The organism is Marinobacter salinexigens (assembly GCF_008370345.1).
Classification (GTDB): domain Bacteria; phylum Pseudomonadota; class Gammaproteobacteria; order Pseudomonadales; family Oleiphilaceae; genus Marinobacter; species Marinobacter salinexigens.
This window is the reverse complement of sequence record NZ_VTUU01000016.1, coordinates 37,858-59,473: the sequence shown is the minus strand read 5'-3', so window position 1 is coordinate 59,473 and position 21,616 is coordinate 37,858. Positions and strand designations below refer to the sequence as shown.

The following is a 21,616-nucleotide window of genomic DNA, read 5'->3' as shown; positions in this document are numbered from 1 at the left end:
TAATAAAAAACGCGGGTAAAAAAGGGGCGCGAATGGTATCAAATTACCGCTTATTAAGTAAGCGAGCCATTATCCCGAACTTTCTTGATAGCCTGATGACAGGCTAGACTAAAAAGCCACAACCCACTGATATCAGAGCATTCATGGACGACATAGCATTACAGTTTCTGAATAATCACCAAACCACGATCCGGCTTGCCATTGCCCTGTTGCTCGGCGCGATTATCGGGCTTGAACGCGGCTGGGAAGCCCGAGACCAGAAGTCCGGGGAACGCATCGCGGGCATTCGTACTTTTGCTTTGGTGGGACTTCTGGGCGGTATTTCTGCAGTCCTGGCCCGGGAAGTAACAGAATGGGCATTTCCGATTCTGTTGATCAGCGTGGTGGCAATGGGCATTGTTGCGTACAGCGAACGGTTGGCTCATATCCGGAACTTCAGCATCACCGGCATGGTGGGTATGGTGCTCACGTTCTGCTTCGGCGCCGTTGCGGTCGCTGTTGACCCCGTGATGGCAACCGCATCCGCTGTCATTACTGCCATCATCCTCGACAACAAGAACGAGATCCATGGCTGGGTACAAAGGCTCAAAGAGCATGAGCTGGATGCGGCACTCAAGCTGCTCCTGATCTCCGTCGTCATGCTGCCGTTGCTGCCCAATGAGAAGCTTGGACCTGGCGGCGTACTGAATCCTCGTGAGATCTGGTGGATGGTGGTGATGATCGCCTCTATCTCGTTTGTTGGTTATTTTGCTATCCAGGTGGGTGGTACCCGGAAAGGCATCCTGTTCACCAGCCTGTTTGCCGGTTTGAGTTCATCAACAGCACTGACACTGCACTTTTCGAGGCAGTCAGCCAGCAACCCTCAGCTCAGCGGACAACTCGCTGCCGGCATACTCATCGCCTGCGGCACCATGTTTCCACGCATTCTGGCGTACTGTTTCGTGATCAACCGGGAGCTGCTGCCAAGTCTGGTCTGGCCGGTGGTCGTAATGACTACCTTTCTGTATGGCCCTGCGCTGTTTATCTGGCGCCGGCATTCCGGGCAGCAAAGCGTATCTCAGCCCACGCTTAACCAGAACCCTCTGGATCTTACATCGGCCCTCGTATTCGGGCTCTTGCTCACAGCCATCCTGCTGCTTGGGGAATTCCTGAAAAACTGGATCGGAGACGCGGGCGTTTACGTGCTGGCCGCCAGTTCCGGTATTGCTGACGTAGATGCTATAACCCTGTCACTGACCCGTATGTCGATCGACAAACTGGCTATGGGCACCGCCGTGGTCGGCATTGTGATTGCCGCCGCAACCAACAATCTGGTCAAGGCCGGTATGGCATGGGGCATTGGCAACCGCCAAACCGGATTGATGGTAGGTATTCCGATGATCCTGTCACTGATGGCGGGACTGTTGGTTGCCTGGCTGCAATAATCACCGAGCCCGACGAAAGGTCAGATTATAACGATAGGCCCCGGTGAGCGGATGGTGGCCGTGCTTGAGGGTAAGTACGCCATGGTATCGCAGCCTTGCCGCCCCGCCCCACACCACCACATCACCGTGTTGCAGGGGAATCTTCGAAGGGCAGTCACTGCGGGCGTCACCACCAAACTGGAAGATCTGAGGTAATCCCAGGGAGACTGAGACGATGGGGTGCGAAAAATCCTGCTCGTCCTTGTCCTGATGCAGGCCCATCCTGGATCCTGGCTCGTAGCAGTTGATCAGGCAGGCATCGGGGACAAAGTCCGGAAATCCACCCCTCGCTGCGGTTTCACGAGCCAGCCTCAGAAGCTCTTCCGGCATAGCTGGCCACGGCTTTCCAGTGACCGGATCTTCTGACTGGTAACGATAACCCTGCGCATCCGTCACCCAGCCGTACTGGCCGCAACAGGTCATCGCAACAGACATGGTATGGCCACCGGGCGTTTTCATCCTGCGAAGGGGCGATTCGGCAATAACCCTTCGAACTGCTCCCATCAAAGCATCTGCATCCCTGACCGCTGCGCCGCGCAGCACCACAGCACCCTCGCAGATCGCTTCGAAGTGCGGTTCAGATGGCAGCTTATCAAACAAGTCCAGAGTCATAACATGCTACTTTTACAGAGAAAAAAGGAAATTATCCAAGGAACGTCTAAGCTTTAGATAGTAACCGATCAATTCCAGACAACCTTGGAATCCATCTACGCCCACAGGGATACCCCATGCACCGAGAACGCAGGCCAGCGCAGATTTCTCTCGCACTGTTGATCGCCTCAACCATCACCCTGGCAATGCTGGTGCTGGCGATATTTCTGGTTGGCCAGACCTTCCGGGGCATGGAAAGTGCGAAAGTCCAGGCGGCGAGCGTTGCCGCAAGGCATCTTGCAATCAGTGTCGATGACCGCATCCTGGCGATTACCGCACCGCCCTCAACCGCATTGGCGGTGCTGAGCCATGATCCGCTGTCATCCGCCAGCACACTCGAAGAACGTCTGTCACGCCTGCCGGTGATTGCCAATATCCTGCGCAGCAGCAATATCGTAAGCGCCGTGTACACTGGTTACGCCAACGGTGATTTTTTTCTGCTTCGCAAAGTCCGTAGCTCCGGCGTGCTCCAGTTCCCCGATGCACCGGATGGCACTCGCTTCCTCCTTCAGGCTATCGATACCGTGGCCGGAGAGCAACGCCGTGAATGGCGCTTCTACGACGACACCCTGAACCTTCTTGAGCAGCGCGCAGTTCCGGACTACGTCTACGACCCCCGCTCACGGCCCTGGTTCCAATCTGCATCGGAAACCAACAGAACCGTGCTGTCTGCTCCCTACATATTTTTCACTACCCGGGAAACCGGACTGACACTGTCCCGCCGCGCGGCCGGAAGCACGGCCGCTGAGGGTCATGGGGGCACGGTATTCGGCATTGACGTAACAGTTTCAGACCTCAGCACACAGCTTGCGGAGTTAAAGCAGACGCCGGGCACACACATCGCCATCGTGAACGGCGAGAATCAGCTTCTCGCCAGCACCAACGACCATTCCAGCCCCGGCCCGGAAATCAGCGGAGCCCTTAATCACCAGGGAACCCGAGTCAGCAACAGCGCGGTCACCCGCTACGAAGTGGAGGGAGAAGACTGGTATGGCATGTCGGAGCCGTTGAACGCGCTCTCGGCCCAACAACTGAAAATTGCGGTCGCCATTCCCGCCGATGAACTCCTGTCTGAAGTCTGGAAAACACTCGTTCGTCAAACCCTCATCGCTGCAGTCATCGCCCTGGTTCTGCTGGTTTTTGGCTGGTTTATCGGAACCCGGGTCGGACGACCGCTGGAACGACTGACCGATCAGGTCAGCCAGCTCTCCCGATTCCGCTTCGATACCCAGATCAAAACCGATTCAAACATTCGCGAGGCAAGGGAGCTTGGCGATGCGCTTGACGACATGGCCCGCACCATCCACAGCTTCCAGAGCATCGCCACCGTACTTAACCGTGGCCAGAACCTCAACGAGCTACTGCATGACATCCTGCTGCAAATTGCCCATATCGTTGGGCAGGAGCGCGGCGCCATCTACCTCTTCCGGGGCCAGCATCAGGATCTTTCACTGGCGGTAAATCGCGACCTGGATATTCCCGACACCCTGAACAACATCACAAACGATCTGGACGACAACGAATTGATCCGATTGCTGAGAAGCCAGATCGGCGGGCACCCCGTATTTGCCATCCTCCGCAACCGTCAGAAGCACCTCGTAGGCGTTCTCATCGTGGAAATGGAGCACGGCGACCATACCCATTTGAGCGATGACCTCATCGTGTTCGTTGATGAAATCGCCGGTTCTGCCGCTGTGGCCATTGAGACCAGGGAGCTGATCGAAAGCCAGCAAGCTCTGCTCGAAGGCATTATACGACTGGTCGCCAATGCCATTGATGCAAAATCCCCATACACCGGTGGCCATTGCGAGCGGGTACCGAAGCTGGCCCAGATGATGGTGGAAGAAGCGATCACAAGCACCGCACCCGCCTTTGCCGGTTTTACCATGAGCGAAGAAGAGAAGTACGAATTCCACCTCGCAGCCTGGCTCCATGACTGCGGCAAAATCACCAGCCCGGAGTATGTTGTGGACAAGGCGGTGAAACTGGAAACCATACATAACCGAATCCATGAGATCCGCACCCGGTTCGAAGTACTTCACCGGGATGCCGAGATTCGCTATCTCAAACGTTTGCTCCAGGGCGATGATGAGAAGACTGCCCAGGATGAACGGGATGACACCCAGGCCGGGCTTCAGGAAGATTTTACCTTTGTTGCCCGCGCCAACGAAGGCGGGGAATTCATGACGGACGAGGATATCGCCCGTATCCGGTCCATCGGCGAACGAACCTGGCAACGGCATTTCAGCGACCGACAGGGCTTGTCCACCGACGAGACCATCGCCCTGCTGGGCATTCCGGAAGCGGAACTGCCCGCCAGAGAAACTCTGTTGAGTGACCGGCCAGAGCACAGGCGCGGCTGGGGCGACCGAATTCCTCCGGTGCAGAAAGGCGACCCCGCCAATCGCTGGGGTTTTGACATGAAGCTACCGGAGCATGCCTCCAACCGGGGCGAAGTCCACAACCTGACCATTGCCAAGGGCACCCTGACCGAAGAAGAACGCTTCAAGATCAATGAACACATTGTCCAGACTATCTGCATGCTGGACGCACTCCCCCTGCCCTCCCGGCTGGCCAACGTGCCAAGACTCGCAGGCACGCACCACGAGCGGATGGACGGAAAAGGCTATCCCTGCGGCCTGACCGCTGACGATCTGGGTATCCCGGAAAAAATCATGGTGGTGGCAGACGTTTTCGAGGCACTGACGGCGGTTGACCGCCCCTACAAGAAGGGCAAGACCCTGACCGAGTCTCTGACCATCATGGCGAAGATGGTTGAAGAGGGCCACATCGACAACGAGGTGTTTGATCTTTTCGTCCGCTCTGGTACCTATCGCACTTATGCTGAGCAGCATCTCCGGGCTGAACAGATAGACGCCGTTGATGAAAGCCTGTTCATGAATAACGCCTGAAAAACCCGTATATTCTGTGGACTGAAAACGTATATAAGGACGAATTTTAATGATCTTTGCTCTGCTGATCGGCGGTCTTATTGGTTATGCCTTCGGAAAGTTTCCCGGTTTTCTCGTCGGCGCGGCGATCGGTGCCTTTCTCTTCAACCGGATGAAAAGCCGTCTGATTGGCAAACTGCAGAACCTTCAGTCCGGATTTGTAGAGTCCGTCTTCGCGGTTATGGGCGCTCTGTGCAAAGCGGATGGCGTGGTCAGCCGTGATGAAATCCAGATGGCAGAAACCATGTTTGTGCGTTTTCGCCTCAACGAGCAGCAAAAAGCCAAAGCCAAAACGGCCTTCAACCGCGGAAAGTCACCGGAGTTCGATCTCGATGCCGAACTTGATCGCTTCCTCCAGATGAGCGGGCGGCAACCCGCGTTTTTGCAGATGTTCCTTCAGGTACAGGTGTCTGCCGTTGCCGCAGATGGTGTTGTTCACCCGGCAGAACACGAAATGCTGGTTCGGATCGCCCGCCGGCTCGGGCTGCCTGAAAGCCAGGTAAGCCAATTGGAAGCCATGCTGCGAGGAGCTCATACCGGACAGGCAGGCCCCGGGCAGCGCTCGACCTCACAGCAAATTGACGACGCCTACCAGGTTCTGGGTGTATCTCCTTCCACCAGCGACGCGGACATCAAAAAGGCTTACCGCAAACTGATGAGCGAAAACCATCCGGACAAACTGGCAGGCAAAGGTTTACCGGAAAGCATGCGCGAAATGGCAGAGGAGCGGACCCGGGAAATCAGTCACGCCTACGACGTGATCAAAGAAGCCCGCAAAAGCCAGGCATAGGCATTATGCCAGCCGGCAATTTCCCGAAATGACATATTGTCACGTTACTCAATAGCGTAAAGTGGGACTCATAAGAACATCAAAGCGAGTCCCCCTATGCGTTCCGGCACAAACTGCTCCATCAACACTTTTACCGACGATGCCCTGGGCAATGACGATGCCACTGCACTTGCTGCCCGTATACGCAGGCGGGAGGTTTCTGTTGCAGAGGTGACGGCTGCGGCCATCCAACGGGCCCAGAGAGCAAACCCAAGCTTGAATGGCATCGCCGCGGCAGGGTTTGAGCAGGCCATGTCTCTCGCCCACCAAGTCGATTCCGATACCGGTAACCCAGCCGCATTCATTGGTTTCTTTGCCGGGACGCCCACGTTCATTAAGGACAATACAAACGTTAAAGGCCTGCCAACCGGCCACGGCTCGCCCGCCGTTCCTCACCACCTGGCCGCGGGTACCAGCAATATCGCCAAACAGGTACTCGCCCAGGGATTTATTTGCCTTGGCAAAAGCACCCTGCCCGAGTTCGGCTTCAACGCTACAACAGAATCGTCTTCAAGAGCACCCACCGTGAATCCATGGAATACGGCGTATTCGTCCGGCGCATCTTCCGGTGGTGCTGCAGCGCTTGTCGCCGCCGGCGTCGTACCTCTTGCCCATGCCAATGATGGTGGCGGGTCCATCCGTATTCCGGCTGCCTGTTGCGGACTTGTAGGGCTCAAACCGAGCCGCGGAAGGCTGGTGGACAATGACGCTGCAAAGTCACTACCGATCAATATCCTGGCCGACGGGGTTGTCAGCCGGTCCGTAAGGGATACGGCAAATTTCATGGCGCAGGCAGAGCACTACTACCGGGATAAGGGCTTACCAGGTATCGGAGAACTGAGCGGACCCTCAGAAAGAAAGCTGACGATTGGACTGATTGTGGACTCCGTCACTGGTCACCAGACCGACAAGCAGGTCCGCGAAGCCGTTGAAAGGACCGCCCGCACCCTTGAAAAGCTGGGGCACTCGGTACACCCGGTTGCAATTCCTGTCGCCAGCACATTTCCCGACGACTTCGCGCTTTACTGGGCCATGCTTGCCTTTGGCGTCAAAGCCAATGGTCGTAAGCTTATCCATCCGGATTTCGACAAGCACCGCGTCGACAACCTGACCAATGGTCTGGCCGCATTTTTCAGAAAGAGGTTCTATCGATTACCGGCAGCTTTATGGCGCCTCAGAAAATCCCGGACAGACTATGCCCGTGCCATGGCAGCCTATGACGCTGTGCTGACTCCGGTACTCGGCCAGACCGCGCCACCATTGGGTCATCTAAGCCCCGACGTACCCTTCGATACCCTGTTTGACCGGCTGACACGCTACGTCAGCTTTACACCGGTCGCGAATGCCACCGGAGCACCGGCCATCTCACTACCGGCTGGGTTCAGCAACGAGAAAACACCACTCTCAGTCCAGTTCATGGCGCCGTTCGGCAAAGAGCGGACGCTTATCGACCTGGCCTACACACTGGAAGCCGAATCGCCCTGGCCCCATTTGTTCAATTCAGAGGTCCCATCCCGGGCTGACATTGCTGACATCAGTTCGGCCTGAGGGAAGATCGACAGTACGTCAAGAAAGCTCTGTTCCGGTTCTGCATGGATATGAAGCAGGTCTCCGCTGACGGGATGAGCAAAGGCAATGTCGGTTGCCGCCAGCATCAGCCTCCCCTGCCCAAAGCGCTCGGCAAAATACCGGTTATGCCGGCCCCGACCATGGTTGGCATCGCCGATAATGGGATGACTGATGTGCTTCATGTGCCGCCGCAACTGATGCTTGCGGCCAGTTTCCGGATAGAGTTCGACCAAACCATAACGACTGCTCGGGTACTTCTCGATCAAAACCGGAATTTCCGTCGTCGCCAGGGTCCGATAGCGGGTTCTGGCCTCACGAACCGGTTGGTCCTGGCCTTTCAGACGGCGGTCTTCCGGCTCCTCCCTTAAGGGATAGTCAATCGCCCCCTCCAACTGCGGCCAGCCGCGAACCATCGCCAGATAGGTTTTTCTGACCTGCCCCGCCATCATGGCCTGCCCCAGCGTCCTTGCAACTTCCGGACTCCTGGAAAACACCAGCACACCCGAGGTCGGCCGGTCCAGGCGATGAACCGGATAAACATACTCGCCATCGTTCATCTCACGGGCATACTGCAATGCAAACTCAGTTTCATGTTTGTCGATGGGGCTGCGGTGCACCAGCAAGTCGGCCGGCTTGTGCACGATCAGCAGGTCATCGTCCCGGAAAAGCTGTATCAGCGGGTTTGTCATCTATATTTAACACGTTACGGAAATACAAAAGTTTGAAACAGACTAGAGCCTATTATCAGGGATAATAGCGTCCCCCAAAACCTCAGTGACAGGAATAGTTGAATGGCCTGGTACAGCCGAAGCATTCTCAACCGAATGCTCACCATCGTTCTGACCGCGAACATCATCGTAGGTATCGTCGCCGGTATCTATTTCAATACCTCGCTTGAGTCGAAGGATGAGTACAACCACCTTGTCAGCGTAGAGATGACCCAGGCACTTGAGGCTCAGGATATCCTCATCGCCTTCAAGACTCAGGTACAGGAATGGAAAAACGTACTGATTCGCGGTGCAGATGATCAGCAACGTGAAAAATACTGGGGCCGTTTCCAACAACGGGAAGCTGACATCCAGACAGCGCTGAGCGCTTTGATCCCCGATATCGCAGATCCTGAAGCAAAGAACCTGATGAGCCGGTTCCAGTCTGCCCACAAAAGCATGGGGGAAGCCTATCGTCGTGGATTTCAGTCTTTCGTGAATGCCGGTTATCTGCATTCAGCCGGGGATAAGGCCGTCGCCGGAATCGACCGCGAACCCGCGAAACTGATCGATGAAGCGACGGCTCAACTCAAAGACAGCGGGCTGGCGAATGCAGCCAGTCTGAACCAGACCGTCACCACGAGCACCTGGCAGATGGGCGGTTTGCTGTTTGCCGTAATCATTGCGGGCACCATCGCCTGCGTGATTGTGCTCCTGCATTCTGTTGTGCGACCAGCCCAGCGCCTGATCGACCAACTGGGCAAATTGGGACAGGGTGATCTCAGTGAACGCGTCACCGTGCAACGCAATGATGAACTTGGCCGGCTGGCTGATACCGGCCGCGCACTGTACGCGTTCCTGTCTGAAACCGGCAACCTGATGAAATCCAATGCCGAGCAACTGGAAAGCACCGGCAATCTTATCCGGGACAACGCCAGCAGCGTATCTTCCCAGTCCGACAAGGCTCATCAGCGTATTGACCAGATTGCGACAGCCATGAATGAAATGTCCGCAACGGCTCAGGACGTTGCACACCACGCTGCATCCGTTGCCAGCCAGGTGGACGAAACGGCAGGACAAACCAGAGATGCAGACCAGCAGATCAATCGTGCGGTAGACAGCATGAACCGACTGAGCGATCAGATTCGCAGCTCAGCAGAAGCCGTCAATCAACTGGCCAGCGATGGCCGCAAGGTCGGCGATGTGATGCAGGTCATTCGTGAAATCGCCGACCAGACCAACCTGTTGGCACTGAACGCCGCCATCGAAGCAGCGCGGGCCGGAGAAGCTGGACGCGGTTTTGCCGTTGTGGCCGATGAAGTCCGCAATCTGGCCGCAAAAACCCAGGAAGCCACCATCGAGATTGATCAGATTATTGAGACCATCAGCTCGGCCTCCCGGGATGCAACGGAATACATGCAAGCCTCAGAAGTAGTTGCCGGTGAGAGCAGTGAAGCGGTGGAATCTGTCCGGGTCATGCTCGCCGACATATCGAACCGCATGGCCAGCGTCAACGATGCAACCGCTCAGGTGGCTACGGCTGCTGAGGAACAGACCAGCGTCAGTGAAGAGATCAACCGCAATGTTACCGACGTTGCCGAAATATCCGAACAGATGAATCAGGCCGCGGAAGACAACCTGCGAACCGTGCCTGAGCTGGAGAACATGGCTCGCCAGGCCAGCGAGCTGGCCGCGCGAATCCGCCACTAGAACTCATCAACGCCCGGTCAGAGACCGAAACCTCTGGCCGGCCTTATCCCCCAATACCAGCATTGCCGGCGTCAGGAGCAGGGTCAGTATCGTCGCAAACGCCAACCCGCCAGCGATGGCACTGGATAACTGCGTCCACCACTGGGTGGAAGGGGCACCCAATCCGAGTGACGGTGTCAGCAGATCAACATTCACACTCAATACCATCGGCATCAGCCCGAGGACGGTGGTAACCGCTGTCAGCAGAACCGGGCGAAGACGAAGGCAACCGGTTTCCAGAGCGGCCTCGTAGGCAGCCATACCGTCTCTGCGCATCTGGTTGTAGGTATCGATCAGAATGATGTTGTTGTTCACCACGATACCCGCCAACGCAATAATGCCCATACCAACCATGACGATACCGAAGGACTGGCCATTCAACAGGAGCCCCAGTAGAACACCCGCCGTGGACAGAATGATGGCCGAAAGAATCAGAAAGGTCTGGTACAGGGAATTGAACTGGGTTACCAGAATCAGCAACATCATGGCTACCGCAACAAGGAAAGCTGATGCCAGGAAATTCGAGGCTTGCTGCTGGTCTTCGTTCTCGCCGGCAAATTTCACAGACACACCCTCTGGCACCTCCGGCATCTCAGCCTGAAGAGACTTCAGCAACTCATCCACTCGCCGCCCCGGTGAGAGTTCGGACTTAATGGTGATCGTTCGCTGGCCATCAACCCTGACAATACTGTTGGTCTTGTCGCCCGGTTCCAGATCCACAAACTCCGACAACGGTATCTGCCCCCTTGCGGTATTTATTGTCTGCCGTTGCAATTGATCCAGTTCCCGCCAGTTGTTTGGCACACGAACCGCTATATCCACTTCATCGCGGACATCCTCCGGACGATAAGTGGCCAAAACAAGGCCGTTGGTCACCAGGCGTACCGCGCTGCCAATACTGAGCACATCCGTGCCGAACCGGGCCGCGGCTTCGCGATCCACCTTCAGCCGCCATTCAATCCCCGGCAGACTCCGGTCATCTTCGATGTCCACGAAGCCACCCAGAGCCCGCATGCGCTCTTCAATGGCATCAACCACTTCGTTGAGCTTTTGCGGATTGCGACTGCTGATCTGCAATTCGATAGGCTTGCCCTCGGCGGGCCCGCCTTCCTGTTTTCTGAACTCCAGCATCACACCCGGAATATCCTCCGTCCGTGCCCGGAAGTCCTCAAGGATATCCGAGGCGGGTCGACGGGTATCCCAGTCGGTGAACTGGAATTGCAAAACACCGATCACGTCCGGTGCCATCTGGTTACCCGCGTTCACCATGGACCGGGCATAGAGGGCTTTCACTTCCGGCATGCCCCTCAAGCGGCGCTCTACTTCCCGGACAATGCCGTCCATCTCCCACACCGAAAGATCGCCCCGGGCCCGAACCTGAACCTGGGCAGAATCCGGCTCTACGCTTGGAAAGAACTCAACACCATGATTGAACTTCCCGTAGGCCACATAGATCAGGACGATCACCCCGAGTACACCCAGCAAGGTCCAGCCGGGATAGCTGAGCAGGCGAGCCAGCAGTCCACGATAGCGGGTCATCATTCGCCCTCCGGATGCCTTATGCCGAGCCCTACGCCCGCCACTGGCGCCACCCAACACTGGCAGGAACACCAATGCCATCGCCAACGAAGCCACGAGGCAGATAATGACCGTGAGGGGCAGGAATTTCATGAATTCGCCCACTACGCCCGGCCAGAACAGCAGAGGAACAAATACCGCCAGGGTCGTTGCCGTAGACGCAATGATGGGCCAGGCCATGCGGCTGGCTGCCTCTGCCCATGCGCCTTTGACGTCAGCCCCGTCTGACAGGTTCCGGTCGGCCAGTTCGGACACCACAATCGCACCATCCACCAGCATTCCGGCAACCAGAATCAGGCTGAACAGCACTACAATATTAAGGGTCAGCCCCATCCCCCAGATCACCAGGATACCGGTGAGAAATGCCCCGGGAATAGTGAGGCCTACAAGGAGTGCAGACCTTGGCCCCATGGCGGCGATGACCACAATGATGACCAGGACGATGGCGGCCAGGACGTTATTGAGCAGGTCACTGAGAATATCTTTGACCTCCTCGGACTGATCCATAATGAAGCGCACATCGAGACTGTCCGGCAGGTGCGGTCTGGCCTGCTCGATCAGCGTTCTCACCTGGGCAACCGTTTCGATGATATTGGCGCCTGTGCGCTTTGATATTTCAAGAACCAGCGCCGGCTCGCCATTGATGCGTGCAAACCCGGTAGGGTCCTTGAAGGTGCGTTGAAGCATGGCGACGTCACCGAAAGTCACCACCGTGTTACCGTCAACCTTCACAGGCATCGACATCACGTCTTCAATGGTTTCGATCACGCCCGGCACTTTCAGGGACATCCGGCCATTTCCGGTATCCAGAGAACCTGCCGCAACCAGTTGATTATTACGGGTGACGAGGGACGCCAACTGGTCAAAATCAATGCTGTAACTTTCCAGAACCTGAGGATCGACAACGATTTCCAGCAGATCCTCCCGGTCACCTCCGATCTCCACTTCCAGCACCTCAGGAATCGCCTCTATGGCATCCTGCAATGTGCGGGCGATCGTTATCAGCTCCCGCTCGGACAGAGGGCCGGACAGCCCCACCGACATGACGGGGAACAACGATACGTTGATTTCATTGACACTGGGTTCGTCCGCTTCATCAGGAAGCTTACTGCGGGCCGTATCCACCTTCTCCCGCACGTCCTGCAAAGCCTTGTCTGAATCAAAGCCCGCATCGAACTCCAGCATCACCGAGGCATGGCCTTCCGATGCCGTGCCCCGCATTTCCTTGATGCCTTCGAGTGCGCGGAGCTCCTGTTCCATGGGGCGCACCAGCAAACGCTCGGCATCCTCCGGGCTGATGCCCTCCAGCGACATGGAAACGTAGATCATCGGAATGGTGACATCCGGATTGGCTTCTTTCGGGATCACCTGGAACGCCGCAATGCCGCCAAGAATCAGGAATAGCAAGGTGAGCAGTGTGGTGCGGCTTCGATCCATCGCGGCATAGATGAGTGTGCGCATGGAAGTCAGCCCCGGCTGTTGTCGATCGCTATCGGGCGAACCTTCTCACCCACTCCCACGAACCCGCCACCACGGGTAATCAACCGAATCTCGGCCGGCAACCCTGTAACCCAGGCTCCCTCGGTGGACACATTCAGCAATCCGACAGTGCCAAACACAACCCGATCCTGCTCATCCACGTATTTCACTCCGGGGCGCCCTGCATCATCCAGGGAGAGATAGGCGGGCGATATAAACATCGCCTTCACGTCGGGCAAAGCAATACGAAGACTGGCACTGCCCCCGGCAACCCGCAACAGATCGGGATTTTCAACGGCGACTTCTACGCCAAAACTCCGGGTCTGGGTGTCTGCCGCACTGGCAACAAAGGTGACGACCCCATGTAACTGCTGGCCATCCAGCAGCTGCACAGTCACATCCTGTCCTGGCTCAACCTGGCCAACAGACTGTTGCGGAACCTGGCCAGTCGCTTTCAGGCGGTCGATACGCACCAGTTCAAACAGCGGAGACCCAACCTGGACAAGGCTCCCCGGTTCCACACTTTTTCCGTTAATCACTCCGGTAAAAGGCGCATTGGGCGTTAAATAGTCTACCGCCAGCCGTGCTGACTCCAGCTCGGCTCTTGCCGCCGCCAGTTCACTTTCAAGATTCATCAGATCCGATTGCGACGCCAGGTTGCTGGACCTCAGTTTACGCGCAGCCGCCAGATCCGCTTCCAGCTTGCGGGCACGAGCCTGCCATCGTGCGACCACAGCACGGCGCCCATCATCAGAGATAGTAAGCAGCACCTCCCCCGTCTGTACCTGCTGTCCCAGATCCGCTGATATCGACTGAACTGTGCCAGGTACCCTGGCGCTTACGGAAACAGAATGCCAGGGGTCAAGTTGTCCCTGAAGCAAAAGACCCGGCTCATGGGCTTGCGAACTGACCGTCTGGACCTGGACACTTGTCAGCTCCCGGGTATCGGAAGTACCGGGCTCAGGCGCGTCGATTCTGGCTTCTTTGACACTTCCTGTTGCCATCCAGAAAACCAGTGCAACAACGATCAGGAGAGATAATCCCAGGGAACCCCATTTTGCTTTCGTCATGAAATACTCGCCGTGCCGATTGTACGGAGCGGAAGACTCCAGTTCGCCCGCCCGACAAAAAACCTGAAGAAACAGTTGCAACCTGTTTAAAACGTGGGTTAGATTCTACACACATTGTTTTTACGAATTCAGAGCAGATTGTCGATTTCATGAACTTCAACGCAGTGATTGTCCTTGTGAAGCTTGTCCTGGTGGTCGTGGTGCCATCCGGGGGCTTTTGCGTGGACAAGCGGTTGAACTGACGACAACCTGACAAGACACCAAAAGCCCCCGGCACCGAAAGGTCCCGGGGGCTTTTTTTTGCGGAAGAAAAAAGGAAAAACGACCATGAACGGCGCACAGCACATTCTTGAAGCGTTCCACCGTCATAACATCAGCACCGTATTCGGTTATCCGGGTGGCTGCATCATGCCGCTATACGATGCACTGGTGGATGATGTGGGCGTGGAACATGTGCTTTGCCGCCACGAACAGGCCTGCGCGCTGGCAGCCGATGGCTACGCCCGTGCCAGTGGCAAGCTGGGCGTTTGCATCGCCACCTCCGGCCCCGGCGCAACCAACCTGATTACCGGTGTTGCCAATGCGCACAGGGATTCCATTCCTATGTTGGTGATCACCGGGCAGGTTCCCTCCGGTCTCATCGGCACCGATGCCTTCCAGGAAACCGACGTACTGGGCATGGCCCTGGGCATCGTCAAACACAGCTACCTGATCGACAATGCCGACGAATTACCAGCGATCCTTGAGGAAGCCATGGAGTTGGCTGAGGGTGGGCGCCCCGGGCCGGTATGGATCGACATCCCCAAAGACATTCTGCTGACGGAAGTGGCTCAAGCCGCCACCCCGACTGAGCAAAAGCCCGCCCGTGCTCAGACTGATATCACAGACGCTCTGGCCATGCTGAGAAGCGCGAAAAAGCCTCTGCTATACAGTGGTGGCGGCGTGTCCCTGGCACATGCGGAAACAGCCTTTCGTGAATTCGCCGAGGCTTCCGGCATGCCAGGTGTTGTTACCCTGAAAGGCATAGGCAACGCAGGCAAACACAACCCGAACGATCTCGGCATGCTGGGGATGCACGGCTCGCGGGCTGCCAACAAGGCAGTTGATGAATGCGACCTGCTGTTCGTCGTTGGCGCCCGGCTGGATGACCGGGCCACCGGTAAACTGGACGGATTCGCCCCCAACGCGCGGATGATTCACATCGACGCGGACGCTGCGGAAATCAATAAACTCCGCCCGGCTGATACTGCCCTGCGCGGTGATCTGAACAGCATTCTGGAAGCCTTCACCAAGGCGTTGAAAGACGCTCCCCTGAAGATTGGCGACTGGCAGACCCTGTGCAAGACCTGGTGCACAACAGGTGGTTTCCACACTGCGGACAACGAAGAAGCTCTGGCCCCCATCACCGGCCCGGCGTTCATCCGGCAGATGTCCCGAATCACTCCGGACGACACCATCATCGCCTGCGACGTTGGCCAGCACCAGATGTGGGTAGCTCAGCACTACCACTTCGACCACCCTCGCCATCACCTCACCAGCGGCGGCCTGGGCACCATGGGCTTCGGCATGCCTGCGGCCATTGGCGCCCAGTTCGCTGATCGCAGCAGTACCGTTATCAACGTCACCGGCGATGGTTCATTCATGATGAACGCACAGGAACTGGCGACCATCCGCCGCTACAACCTGCCGGTCAAACTGATCGTTCTGGACAACCAGTGCCTGGGCATGGTCCGCCAGCAGCAGGAACTGTTCTACAACAACCGGGAAAGCCAGATAAACCTGGATGACAACCCGGACTTCGTCGCCATGGCACGGGCTTTCGACATCCCGGCCCTGCACATCGAACGCACCGACCAGATCCGCCGGGGTATCGAAACCCTCCTGGCCTACGACGGCCCAATGCTGCTGCACGTATCCATTTCTCGGGAGGAGAATGTGTGGCCCATCGTTAAACCCGGCGGCAGCAACAAAGACATGATCGACGAACCACGACGCACCAATGCAAACAAGGAGCAGGTAGCATGAGCCAGCCAAGAGAAGCATCAAAACCCAGTTATACCTTGAACTGCCGCATGGCCCATGAGGCGGCCGCGCTGGAGCGGTTGTGTCAGGTGGTTCGTATACGCGGGTTCCGGATTTCCCGGATGAATATGGAAAGCGCCGGGGGGCATCTGGATATTGCTCTGACTCTGGAGGGTTCCCGGCCTATCTCAATGTTGCAGTCGCAATTGGAGAAATTGCATACGGTGGCGTCGGTTGACCTTGAGTTGGGTGACCGGGTTCAGTCTTGTAGTGCCTGAGGATTTGGGATGTAGCCTGCCTTGCTTGGTGTTTGGATAGGAGGTGGGGGTGTCTTTCTTCTGGGAAAAATAACTCGCTGCGCTCAGACAGCTTTTTCCCGGCAGAAAGACACCCCCACCTCCTCTCCGACTTGACCACGGACTGGTCCGCCTTGGAGGATTAACGCTTTGTTCTCTACGGGCAATTCATTTGCCTGTCGGGCACGGGGTGGTAGGTCATTTCGTTCGGAAAAAATGTCTGAGCGCAGCGAGTTGTTTTTCCGATAAGAAATGACCTACCACCCCGGGACCAGCCCCCAAACCCAGCAGGCTGGCGCCGGCCCAGAACTCCAACGTTTACAGTAACTCGATAGCCACTGCAGTACCCTCACCACCACCGATGCAAAGCGAAGCCGCACCACGCTTGAGGCCGCGCTGTTTCAGGGCGTTGATCAGGGTGACCAGGATACGGGAGCCGGATGATCCGATAGGGTGACCAAGTGCGCAGGCGCCGCCATAGACGTTCACCTTTTCCGCAGGCAGGTCCAAGGCCTTCATGGCTGCGAGGGTAACCACGGCGAAGGCTTCGTTGATTTCAAAGAGGTCGACATCATTCGTGGACCAATTTGCCTTCTCCAGAACTTTCTCAATGGCGCCAATAGGAGCCAGGGTGAACTCGGCAGGCAAACGGGCATGCGTGGCGTGGGCCACGATGCGGGCTTGTGCGGTCAACCCACGGGCTTCGGCTTCAGCCGCCGACGCCAGCACCAGTGCTGAACCGCCATCACTGATGGAGCTGGAGTTGGCGGCGGTTACAGAGCCATCTTTGGCGAACGCCGGTTTCAGCTGGGGAATTTTCTCCGGGCGGGCGTTGCCTGGCTGTTCATCAGTGTCGACGATGGTGTCTCCGCCGCGCCCTGATACCGTCACCGGCGCGATTTCGTCCTTGAACCAGCCATTATTGATGGCATCAAGGGACTTGTTCAGCGAGCCAATGGCAAACTCGTCCATGTCGTCCCGGGTGATGTTTTCCTTGTCGGCCGTGCGCTGGGCAAAGACGCCCATCAGGCCGCCTTCGTAGGCATCCTCAAGCCCGTCGAAGAACATGCTGTCGATCACCTGGCCGTGGCCCATACGCATACCGGCGCGAGCTTTCGGCAGCAGGTACGGGGCCTGGCTCATGTTCTCCATACCACCGGCAATCATGATGCTGTTGGTGCCAGCCTTGATCTGATCGTGGGCCATGATGACGGCCTGCATGCCGGATCCGCACATTTTGTTGACGGTGGTGCAGCCGGAGCTATCCGGGATGCCGGCGCTGCGGGAGGCCTGGCGAGCCGGGGCCTGGCCGAGACCTGCCGGCAACACGCAGCCCATGATCACTTCCTGAATATCGGCAGGCTGCAGGCCCGAGCGTTCAATGGCCGCCTTAATCGAAACAGCGCCCAGTTCCGGTGAACGCACGGAACTCAGAGAGCCCATCATGCCTCCCATGGCGGTTCTTGCAGATCCTGCGATTACTACGTCGTTTTTGTTCATTGTTGTCATCCTCTTCCTAAAACCGAACGAGCAATAATTTCTTTCATGACTTCCGAGGTGCCGCCATAGATCCTCTGAACCCGGGCATCGGTGAAGTTGCGGGAAATCGGGTATTCCGTGGTGTAGCCGTAGCCTCCAAACAGCTGCAAACAGCCATCAGCTACCCGGCACTGCATCTCAGTGGCGCTGTACTTGGCCATGGATGCCGTTGGCGCGTCGAGTTTTCCGTCTTCGTATTCGCGGATGCACTGGTCCACGAATGCCTTGTTCACCCGATAGTCAGTTTCCATCCTCGCTATCTCGAAGCGGGTGTTCTGTAGTTGCGAGAGTTTCTGGCCAAACAGCTCTCGCTCCTGGGTGTAGGCAACCGTCATATCCAGAGAACCGCGCGCAGCCGCAACTCCCAACGCTCCGATAACCAGTCTCTCCCGCGGTAACTCGCGCATCAGGTAGACAAAGCCCTGCCCTTCTTCACCCAACAAGGCACTTGCGGGCACCCGCATATCCGAAAAAAACAGTTCGGAGGTATCTCCTGAGTGCTGGCCTATCTTGTCCAGATTCCGGCCTCGGCTGAATCCGGGCAGAGTGGTATCAATCATGAACAGGCTGATGCCCTTTGCTCCGGCAGTCGGGTCCGTTTTGGCGGCCACGATAACCATGTCAGCGTGCTGACCATTGGTGATGAACGTTTTCGAGCCATTCAGTATGTAGCTATCACCATCCCTGATAGCACTGGTTCGGATAGCCTGGAGATCGCTTCCAGCACCTGGCTCGGTCATGGCGATAGCGCCAACGGCTTCACCGGAAACCATTTTCGGCAGCCATTGCTGTTTCTGTTGGTCGTTGCCGATGTGGCTCAGGTAAGGCGCAACAATGTCCGAGTGCACCATCACGTTGGTAGACAGTGCCCCAAACCCCATGCGGGCCAGTTCCTCACCCACCACAACCGAATACTGGAACGGGGCGCCACAGCCTCCACAATCCTCGGGCACATCTACACACAGCATTCCGGCATTACCCAGCGTGTTCCATAGCTCTCTCGGGACAATTCCGGACTTTTCCCAGGTTTCATAATGAGGCGCCACTTCCGCTTCGAGCGCCTTGATGACGGAATCACGGAAAAGCGCCAGTTCTTCTTGATCGACAGAATTAGTCATTGTTGGTCACCAGCAGATTGATGCTTTATGTCTTTTTTTGTTTATATAAACCTGTCACTTCGGAGCCATGCGCAAAGCGCAGTCGAGCCGGATGACTTCACCGTTGAGGATAGGATTGCGAACCATCTGATCCACCATCATCCCGAATTCCTCAGGTTTACCGAGCCGTTTCGGGAACGGCAGAGTCGAGGCCAGGCTGTCCTGAACCTCCTGAGGCATACCTGCCATCATAGGCGTCAGGAACAGGCCGGGAGCAATGGTGTTCACCCGAATACCTTCACGGGCCAGCTCACGGGCGGATTGCAGTGTGAGTGCAACAACACCACCTTTTGAGGCGCTATAGGCAGCCTGCCCGATTTGCCCTTCATAAGCGGCAACCGATGCGGTATTGATGATCACACCACGCTCGCCATCAGCATTTGGCTCACGAGTTGCCATATCAGCCGCCGCCAGACGCAGGATATTGAACGTTCCAATGAGATTGACCTGGATCACCTTGCTGAAGTTCTCCAATGGCATCACACCTTCACGGCCAAGAATCTTGGCTGCCGGGGCAATACCCGCGCAGTTCACAACAACTCCACAAGGGCCATGGGCTTCGCGGGCGGCAGCGAAGGCAGCCTCAGCGCTCTCGGGGGACGTCACATCGCATTCCAGGAAGATGCCTCCGATATCTGCCGCTACCTTCTCACCCAGCTCTTTCTGCACATCCAGAACCGCTACCTTGCACCCGGCAGCGGCCAGAGCCCGCGCAGCACCTTCGCCAAGTCCGGAGGCTCCGCCTGTTACAATGGCGCCCACGTTATTGAATTCCATCGTCTACTCCTCTTGTTGGGAATCAGGTTTTCAAAAATCCGACCCTAAAAATACTTTACGTTTACGTAAACTTTATCTAACCTAAGTCGAAAAAGGAAATCGTCATGGCCGAAAAAAGAACATTCAGCATCAGCGAGCTCTCTCAGGAGTTCGACGTGACAACCCGAAGTATTCGTTTCTACGAGGACGAAGGTCTTCTGAAACCCACACGCCGCGGGCAAACCCGGGTATTCAGCACCAAAGACCGGGTGCGCCTGAAGCTGATCCTCCGGGGCAAGCGAATGGGCTTTACCCTGGCGGAAACCCGAGAGCTGTTTGATCTGTGGGACGAAACCGAAACCGGAAACGAAAAGCAGTTGCTGAAGTTGCTGGAAATTCTGAATGCCAGGCGAGCGCACCTTGAACAACAAAAGAACGACATTGCCCAGGCAGAAATGGAGATGGACACCGCTGAAGCACGGTGCCGGGAAGCACTGGCCGAGCTGAAAAAGAAAAAACAGCCGGACCTGGTGAAAGACGAATCCTAGAAAGCTGCCCGATTGCAGTGGCAGCCATCAAACAACAAGAGTCAGATAAAGAAGGTAGCCAACAATGAAATCACAGTACTCAGAGCTTAATTTCGGCTTAGGCGAAACCCTCGACATGCTCCGTGAGCAGATCAACGGCTTCGCCGCCTCCGAAATTGCCCCTCGCGCCGAAGAGATTGATCGCAACAACGAATTCCCCATGGATCTGTGGCGGAAGATGGGCGACATGGGCTTGCTGGGTATCACCGTGAAAGAAGAATACGGCGGCTCTGACATGGGCTACCTCGCCCACGTGATCGCCATGGAAGAAATCAGCCGCGCTTCTGCCTCAGTTGGCCTCTCCTACGGAGCTCACTCCAACCTTTGCGTAAACCAGATCCACCGCAACGGCACTGAAGAACAGAAGAAGAAATACCTGCCAAAACTGGTCAGCGGTGAACACATTGGCGCCCTGGCCATGTCCGAACCCAACGCCGGCTCAGACGTCATCTCCATGAAGCTGCACGCCCGTGAAGAAGGCGATCACTACGTACTGAACGGCAACAAAATGTGGATCACCAACGGTCCGGACGCCAACACCTACGTTATCTATGCCAAAACCGATCCGAAAGGCGGCTCCAAAGGCGTAACCGCCTTCATTGTGGAACGGGACTATCCCGGCTTCAGCCGTCACCAGAAACTCGACAAGCTCGGTATGCGCGGCTCCAACACATGCGAACTGGTGTTCCAGGACTGTAAAGTACCCAAAGAGAACATCCTCGGTGGCATCGGGAACGGCGCTAAAGTCCTGATGAGCGGCCTCGACTACGAACGCCTCGTCCTCTCCGGCGGCCCGCTGGGCATCATGCAAGCCGCGATGGACGTGGTTGTCCCCTACATCCGCGAGCGCAAACAGTTCGGCCAGGCCATCGGCGAGTTTGAACTGGTCCAGGGCAAAGTAGCGGACATGTACACCTTCATGAACACCGCCAAGTCTTACGTCTACATGGTCGCCCAGTCCGCCGACCGCGGCGAGACTACCCGCAAAGACGCCGCCGGCGCCATCCTCTACTCCGCCGAAATGGCCACCAAACTGGCCCTGGACGCGATCCAGCTGCTCGGCGGTAATGGCTACATCAACGAATACCCGACTGGCCGCCTGCTGCGCGACGCCAAGCTCTATGAAATCGGCGCGGGAACATCCGAAATCCGCAGAATGCTGATCGGACGTGAGCTGTTTCTGAACAAGTAACACGCTCTGATCGCATTGATA

16 protein-coding genes are annotated in these 21,616 nt (G+C 56.7%); 9 read left to right on the top strand and 7 right to left on the bottom strand.

Annotation, left to right across the window (positions count from 1 at the left end):
• Window positions 1-143 precede the first annotated feature (143 nt).
• Entirely contained in the window at window positions 144-1,424 is a 1,281-nt protein-coding gene (locus tag FWJ25_RS18825) for an MgtC/SapB family protein (RefSeq protein ID WP_149601809.1), read from the top strand.
• Here FWJ25_RS18825 and alkB read toward each other — a convergent pair whose 3' ends face one another.
• Window positions 1,425-2,075, bottom strand: a complete 651-nt coding sequence (gene alkB / locus FWJ25_RS18820; protein WP_149601808.1) for a DNA oxidative demethylase AlkB — start codon at window positions 2,073-2,075, stop codon at window positions 1,425-1,427.
• 116 nt (window positions 2,076-2,191) lie between these two features.
• Between alkB and FWJ25_RS18815 the strand changes: the two genes are divergently transcribed.
• From FWJ25_RS18815 to FWJ25_RS18805, 3 genes are all read left to right on the top strand, one after another.
• Entirely contained in the window at window positions 2,192-5,026 is a 2,835-nt protein-coding gene (locus FWJ25_RS18815; RefSeq protein WP_149601807.1) for an HD domain-containing phosphohydrolase, read from the top strand.
• Between the two features lie 49 nt (window positions 5,027-5,075).
• Entirely contained in the window at window positions 5,076-5,855 is a 780-nt protein-coding gene (gene djlA, locus FWJ25_RS18810; RefSeq protein WP_149601806.1) for a co-chaperone DjlA, read from the top strand.
• A 96-nt stretch (window positions 5,856-5,951) separates the two neighbouring features.
• Complete coding sequence (locus FWJ25_RS18805) at window positions 5,952-7,442, top strand: amidase (RefSeq protein ID WP_149601805.1); 1,491 nt, start codon at window positions 5,952-5,954, stop codon at window positions 7,440-7,442.
• On the opposite strand, the gene FWJ25_RS18800 is transcribed toward FWJ25_RS18805, so the two are convergent.
• The gene (locus tag FWJ25_RS18800; protein WP_149601804.1) at window positions 7,352-8,152 is read right to left on the bottom strand and encodes a pseudouridine synthase; all 801 of its coding nucleotides are present in this window, start codon (window positions 8,150-8,152) and stop codon (window positions 7,352-7,354) included. The genes FWJ25_RS18805 and FWJ25_RS18800 overlap by 91 nt on opposite strands.
• 102 nt (window positions 8,153-8,254) lie before the next feature.
• On the opposite strand from FWJ25_RS18800, the gene FWJ25_RS18795 reads away from it, so the two are divergent.
• On the top strand, window positions 8,255-9,880 hold the full coding sequence (locus FWJ25_RS18795; RefSeq protein WP_149601803.1) for a methyl-accepting chemotaxis protein: 1,626 nt from the start codon (window positions 8,255-8,257) through the stop codon (window positions 9,878-9,880).
• 6 nt (window positions 9,881-9,886) lie between these two features.
• Here the strand turns inward: FWJ25_RS18795 and FWJ25_RS18790 are convergent, their stop codons facing one another.
• Together FWJ25_RS18790 and FWJ25_RS18785 are read right to left on the bottom strand one after the other, a co-directional pair.
• Window positions 9,887-12,958, bottom strand: a complete 3,072-nt coding sequence (locus FWJ25_RS18790) for an efflux RND transporter permease subunit (protein WP_149601802.1) — start codon at window positions 12,956-12,958, stop codon at window positions 9,887-9,889.
• A gap of 5 nt (window positions 12,959-12,963) precedes the next feature.
• Window positions 12,964-14,046 (bottom strand): efflux RND transporter periplasmic adaptor subunit, encoded by a 1,083-nt coding sequence (locus FWJ25_RS18785; protein ID WP_149601801.1) that lies wholly within the window; start codon window positions 14,044-14,046, stop codon window positions 12,964-12,966.
• Between the two features lie 327 nt (window positions 14,047-14,373).
• Here FWJ25_RS18785 and ilvG point away from each other — a divergent pair, with 327 nt between their 5' ends.
• Entirely contained in the window at window positions 14,374-16,071 is a 1,698-nt protein-coding gene (ilvG, locus tag FWJ25_RS18780) for an acetolactate synthase 2 catalytic subunit (RefSeq protein WP_149601800.1), read from the top strand.
• Entirely contained in the window at window positions 16,068-16,346 is a 279-nt protein-coding gene (locus FWJ25_RS18775; protein ID WP_149601799.1) for an ACT domain-containing protein, read from the top strand. Before ilvG ends, FWJ25_RS18775 begins: the two co-directional genes overlap by 4 nt.
• A gap of 336 nt (window positions 16,347-16,682) precedes the next feature.
• Here the strand turns inward: FWJ25_RS18775 and FWJ25_RS18770 are convergent, their stop codons facing one another.
• The 3 genes from FWJ25_RS18770 to FWJ25_RS18760 are packed head-to-tail and all read right to left on the bottom strand — an operon-like array spanning window position 16,683 to window position 19,837.
• The gene (locus tag FWJ25_RS18770) at window positions 16,683-17,864 is read right to left on the bottom strand and encodes a thiolase family protein (RefSeq protein WP_188093673.1); all 1,182 of its coding nucleotides are present in this window, start codon (window positions 17,862-17,864) and stop codon (window positions 16,683-16,685) included.
• A 5-nt stretch (window positions 17,865-17,869) separates the two neighbouring features.
• Window positions 17,870-19,021: an acyl-CoA dehydrogenase family protein gene (locus tag FWJ25_RS18765; protein ID WP_149601797.1), complete on the bottom strand. Its 1,152-nt coding sequence runs from the start codon at window positions 19,019-19,021 to the stop codon at window positions 17,870-17,872.
• A gap of 54 nt (window positions 19,022-19,075) precedes the next feature.
• Window positions 19,076-19,837 (bottom strand): SDR family NAD(P)-dependent oxidoreductase, encoded by a 762-nt coding sequence (locus tag FWJ25_RS18760; RefSeq protein ID WP_149601796.1) that lies wholly within the window; start codon window positions 19,835-19,837, stop codon window positions 19,076-19,078.
• A 104-nt stretch (window positions 19,838-19,941) separates the two neighbouring features.
• Here FWJ25_RS18760 and FWJ25_RS18755 point away from each other — a divergent pair, with 104 nt between their 5' ends.
• Both FWJ25_RS18755 and FWJ25_RS18750 read left to right on the top strand, forming a co-directional pair.
• The gene (locus FWJ25_RS18755) at window positions 19,942-20,364 is read left to right on the top strand and encodes a MerR family transcriptional regulator (RefSeq protein ID WP_149601795.1); all 423 of its coding nucleotides are present in this window, start codon (window positions 19,942-19,944) and stop codon (window positions 20,362-20,364) included.
• A gap of 64 nt (window positions 20,365-20,428) precedes the next feature.
• On the top strand, window positions 20,429-21,595 hold the full coding sequence (locus FWJ25_RS18750; protein WP_149601794.1) for an isovaleryl-CoA dehydrogenase: 1,167 nt from the start codon (window positions 20,429-20,431) through the stop codon (window positions 21,593-21,595).
• Window positions 21,596-21,616 lie beyond the last annotated feature (21 nt).